Here is a 5,247-nt window from a genome sequence, read left to right on the forward strand (position 1 = left end):
CGTGATCCCCGCAGCCGTGTCGGCCATCGCCGGGCTCGCGGAGCCGACGAGCCCCACGGCTGCGACGAGCGCCGTCGCCCCCGCGCCTGCGCCGATACGCTGCATCAGACTCTTCACTTCGATCCCTCCTCGTCGGCGACGCGGTCGAGCACGATCGTCGACGCATTCTGCTTCTGCTGCGCAGCGTTCGCGGATTCGTCCTCGAAGAACTTCATGAGCGCATCGCTGCCGGCACCGTACGATTCGTTCGTCGGAGGGGAGGTCGCGCCCTTCGGCGTCGGGTTGTAGTCGCCCCAGACCGCAGCCTGGTGGTCGCGCCGCGCTTCGCCGGCCGGCGTCCCGGCCGCGTGCTTGCCCGTACCGGCGGAGCCCATCGCCGCGCGGTCTGTGAGGCCGTCGTTGCGGGCCTCCGCCCTCTGACTGCGGATCTCCTCCCGCCTGCGCAGGTCCGACACCTTCCTTCGCCGTCGATGCTCGGCCCTGACCGCTCGCTCCTCGCGCTTCTGGCGCACCTTCTCGAGCGCCTCCGGGTTCACGCCCAGGAGGAGCGCCTTCATCGCGAGGTAGCCGCCGATCCCGAACGACAGGGCGAAGACGCAGAGTGCGAGGACGATCCCGACCGCCACGAGCAGTGTGAGCAGCGTCTGCTGCCGCTGCTGATCAGCCAGCAGCTGCGGGTCGATGAGTGGGGTGTCGACGCTCGGCACCGCCTGGTCCGCGGTGCCTTCCGATGCGGGAGCCGGCGCGTCCTGCGAGTCGGCCGGGGCCTCGGCGGCGTCGTCACCGGATTCCGAGCCGGAATCATCGGCCTCGTCCGATTCGCCGGCGTCGGAGCCCTCGCCGTCCTCCTCGGCACCGCCGTCGTCGGCAGCGCTCGCAGCCGCGGGGAAGTCGACCGGTGTGAACGTCTCGTTCCCGGCGTTCACGACGCCGTGCGCGCCGATCGTGATGATGCCGCACTGCACTTCGGTGCAGTCCACCGTGGTCTCGTTCTGCGAGCGGTCGAACGTCGTGAAGCGAGATCCCGGGACACGGATCGTGCCGCTCCACGAACCGTCGGAGGCCACTTCACCGCCGTTCGCCGCTGACGCGGTGGACGAGCCGGGGAACGTGACGAACAGCTGGAAGCCGGCCGGCTTCGTCTCGTCGTCGTACACATAGCGGTAGTCGTCTCCGGTCTTGCCGCCGTTGCTGGGGCGCCAGTCGCCGCCGGGCTCGACCCAGCCGAACAGCACGTAGATGCCGCCGAACCCGCCCTGCACGGACTGGAAGCCGGAGCCGGACAGCTCCAGACGGCTCTCGCCGTCGGCGTCCGGCGTCCCGCTGACGGAGACGCTCGCCGCCGCGGACGCGGGGGAGGTGACGCCGATGACGCCGGCGAACGCACCGGCCGTGACGAGGAGTGCGGCTCCCATGGCGGACAGCAGGGACAGCGGGCCACGGCGTCGTGCGCGCGCGGAATGCCGAGGGACGGGCCTCATGGCGTCTCCTTCTTGGATGAGCGGACGGGCACGATGACGGGTGCCCCGGTGGTGGGATCCGGGACGACCGTCACCGGATAGTCATAGACGTGGGAGAGGAGTCCCGCGGTGAAGACGTCCTCGGGAGGTCCGTCGGCGACGATGCGGCCGTCGGACAGGACCGCGACCCGGTCCGCGTAGGCGCCCGCGAGGTCCAGGTCGTGGATGATGACGACGACGGCGCAGCCGGTCTTCGCATACTCCCGCGCGGTCCTCAGCACGGTCTCCTGATGGCGGATGTCGAGCGCCGCGGTGGGCTCGTCGAGCAGCATCGCTGCGGCGGTCTGGGACAGGACGCGCGACAGAGCGACGCGGGCGCGTTCGCCGCCTGAGAGCGACGAGTACCTCCGTGCGGTGAAGGCGCGGGTCTCCGTCCGGGCCATCGCGCCGGCGACGATCCGATCGTCGTGCTCTGACTCCGGCAGGTTCGCCCAGGGCGAGCGCCCCATCTCCGCGACCTCGAGCGCGGTGAACGGGAAGGACACGTCGACCTGTTGGAGGAGCACGGCCCGGCGCATGGCGAGTTCGCGCCCCGACCACGCATGCCAGGCGGCTCCGTCGACCGCGACAGTGCCGCGGACGACCTCGGCATCGCCGGTGATCACGTTGAGCAGCGTCGACTTGCCGGCGCCGTTGGGGCCGACGATCGCGAGAACCTCGCCGGTGCGGATGTCGAGGTCGATGCCGTCGAGCACGCGCCGTTCACCGAACTCCACGACCGCGTCGCGCACACTGATCAGGTGCGTCCCCAGTGCGGTGGGGGAGGGGCGACGGGGCCCCTTGAGCAGTGAGATCATCCCCAGCCTCCCGATGCCGCGCGGCTGCGGCGCAGCAGGTAGAAGAAGAACGGTCCGCCCACCAGTGAGGTGAGCATGCCGATCGGCAGGTCCGCGAATTCCACGAGGGTGCGGGCTCCGAGGTCCGCGATGACGAGCAGGACCGCGCCGCCCAGCAGGGAGGCCGGCAGCAGGGCGCGGTGACCGGGTCCGATGAGCATGCGGACGAGGTGCGGGACGACGAGCCCCACGAATGCGATGATGCCGGCGAACGCGACCGCGGCGGACACCAGGAGTGCGACGTAGATCATCGCGATGATCCGCAGGCGCTCGACATTGACCCCCAGGTGTCGTGCCGACTTCTCGCCGAGCGCCAGCAGGTCGAGCTGGCGGGAGAGGAACAGGCAGAGGATCGACGCCACCACGATGATCGGGAGGATCACGCTCACCTGCTCCCAGCGGGAGCCGTTGAACGAACCCATCTGCCAGAACACGATCTGCTCGCGTGCGGACGTGGGGGCCTTGAAGACGATGAACGAGATCGCGGCGCCGGCGACCGCGTTGACGGCGACGCCGGTGAGGATGAGTGTGACCGCCTCGGTGCGTCCGTTCGCGCGGGCCAGTCCGTAGACGAGTGCGGTCGTGGCGAGTCCGCAGACGAAGGCGAAGAGGGGGACGGTGAAGGAGCCGGCGAAGGTGAAGCCGAAGAGGATCGCGAAGCTCGCACCCACGGCTGCGCCGGAGCTCACCCCCACGACCCCCGGCTCGGCGAGCGGATTGCCGAAGATGCCCTGCATGAGCGCCCCGGCGACCGCCAGTGCCGCGCCGACGAGGATCGTCATCGCCACGCGGGGGAAGCGGACCTCCCACAGTGCCTCGTGGCCGAACTGCTGGCCCGGCGCCGGCAGCCAGGCGAAGTCGAGGCCCAGACCGCGGAAGAACGAGCCGACGACCTCGAGGGGTGGGATGAACAGCTGCCCGACCATCGCGGACAGGAGCGTGGTGGCGATCAGCAGGATCGTGAGGACGAGGAAGAGGAGGCTCGCCGGGGTCCGGCCTGCTCCACGCGTGCGGCGCACCGGAGGTGCGACGTGCCGAGTGCCCACCTCGTCCGTGGATCCGGCGCCTGCGGTGTCAGGCACCGGAGAGGCGCCCGTCACCGCTGCCGACGGCACCACATTGCGTCCGCGCACTGCTGCGCGGTCGCGGTGGTCTGTGGGGACGGTCATTCGCCGTCTCCTTCCTCGCGGTCCTGACGGATCTCGTCGACGCGCTTCTCGACGGCCTCGGGGCCGTGCTCGGGCTGATAGGAGTTCTGCGGGTCGTAGACGGCGGTCGACAGGGCCGCGAGCACGGAGGCTGAACGCGGGCCGAAGCTCATGACCTCGTAGTCGCTCATGTCGACGATCCGACTGTTCTGCCCCGCAGGTGTCTGCCTGATCCCCGGCAGCTTGAGGGCCTCATCGACGCCGCCGACGGACTCCAGCCCCAGGGTCATGACGATGATGACGTCCGGTGCCGCCTTGACGAGGGCTTCGGAGTTCGTCGGAGACATGCCGTCGAAGCCCACTTCCGTCGCGACGTCGCGGGCGCCGATCGCCTGGATGAGGGTGTCCGCACCGGAGCCGCGGCCGAACCAGTAGTAGATGCTTCCGCGCAGGTAGAGGAAGACGACGCGGGGCTTGTCCTCGACGGCGGCGGGCGCCTGCTCCTGGCCGATCGTCTGGATCGTCCGGGTGATCTCCGTGTTCGTGCGGTCAGCGAGGCGCTCGCCCAGCTCGGACAGGCCGAGGGCGTCGCCCACCGCTTCGATCTGCGGTTCGACGCCGTGGACCCCCTCCTCGTATCCGAGCGGGATGAAGACGACCGGGACGCCGGCCGCGCGCAGCTGCAGCTGCGTGTCGTACGGGCCGATGCTCGTGTCGGTGATGATGACGGTCGGAGCGAGGTCGAGGATCGCCTCCGCGTTCAGTTCGTGACCGTTCTGCGTGACGAGGGGGAGGTCATCCGATCCGGGCATGAGCCCGTCGACGTCCGTCGCGACGTCACGGCCGATCAGGTTGCAGCCGAGCCCCAGCCCGACGACCGCCGCGGCGAGTCCGCCGTTCTGATTGAGGGCGAGGATGCGGCTGGTGTCCGTGATCGTCTGCTCGGGTCCGTCCGAGCTGGTCACCGTGGCGGGCAGACGCTGGCTGAGTTCGGGGTTCCCGTCGACGGGAGCGATCGCAGAGGTCTCCGTGTACGCGGTCGTCTGACCCTGGATCTCCGTGGGCGCAGGCAGGTCCCCGCGAGGTGTCCCGGGCAGCTGCGGGGGATCCGGGTCCGGCTGCGGTGCGGCCGGAGTGCAGGAATCGCTCGCCGCGAAGCTGTTGGAACCGACGTTGTGGAAGCCGTTGCCCCACAGCAGGATGACGACGGCGAGGCTCCCCGCGATCCAGGCGGTTCGGCGAACTGCTCTGCGATGAGTGCGGAAGACCCTCCTCACGGGTCCGACGGGCATGGCGGTGTGTCCTCACTGGCTCGGGCGACTGCTGGTGCGCTGCTGCGGGGGTGGTCCCGGACTTCTCTGCGTGGCCCCTCCGCGTCGCGTTGACGTGATGAGCACGAAGTTCACATTTGATTCCAAGACTCGACATCGTTACTGTAACTCACGACGGCAAGGTAAACCTAACCTTGGCGAAGTCAGCCTCACCTCAATGAGGTGAGCATTCCCTTTCGGACGCCCAGACCTGGGCTGACGACGGCCCGGCGGGTGCGCAGGCGTGCGTCCCCCTGTGGCGCTCCAGGTCACAGACCTGGAGCACTCACGACGACGAGTGGAGAGAGACATCATGAGGACATCTGCTTCCGGCAGTGCGCGCCGATACGGAGCGCTCGCGGCCGCGGTCACGGTCGGGATGGCGAGCATCGCGCTCCCCTTCGCCCCGGCACAGGCTGCTGAAGGAACAGTC

At 69.6% G+C, this 5,247-nt stretch carries 4 protein-coding genes; all 4 read right to left on the minus strand.

What is annotated here, in order from left to right:
- Positions 1-113: 113 nt before the first annotated feature.
- Genes BSP109_RS16215 through BSP109_RS16230 form a run of 4 tightly spaced genes read right to left on the minus strand, consistent with a single transcriptional unit; the run spans position 114 to position 4,796 of the window.
- Positions 114-1,481, minus strand: coding sequence for a hypothetical protein (locus BSP109_RS16215; RefSeq protein WP_101601979.1), 1,368 nt, complete (start codon positions 1,479-1,481; stop codon positions 114-116).
- A complete protein-coding gene (locus tag BSP109_RS16220) occupies positions 1,478-2,317 on the minus strand; it encodes a heme ABC transporter ATP-binding protein (RefSeq protein WP_101601981.1) in 840 nt (279 codons plus the stop codon). Before BSP109_RS16220 ends, BSP109_RS16215 begins: the two co-directional genes overlap by 4 nt.
- Positions 2,314-3,525 (minus strand): iron ABC transporter permease, encoded by a 1,212-nt coding sequence (locus BSP109_RS16225; protein WP_101601982.1) that lies wholly within the window; start codon positions 3,523-3,525, stop codon positions 2,314-2,316. The genes BSP109_RS16220 and BSP109_RS16225 overlap by 4 nt, the downstream gene beginning before the upstream one ends.
- The gene (locus BSP109_RS16230) at positions 3,522-4,796 is read right to left on the minus strand and encodes a hemin ABC transporter substrate-binding protein (protein WP_101601984.1); all 1,275 of its coding nucleotides are present in this window, start codon (positions 4,794-4,796) and stop codon (positions 3,522-3,524) included. Before BSP109_RS16230 ends, BSP109_RS16225 begins: the two co-directional genes overlap by 4 nt.
- Positions 4,797-5,247: the final 451 nt, after the last annotated feature.

This window comes from Brevibacterium sp. Mu109 (assembly GCF_900169375.1).
Classification (GTDB): Bacteria; Actinomycetota; Actinomycetes; order Actinomycetales; family Brevibacteriaceae; genus Brevibacterium; species Brevibacterium yomogidense_A.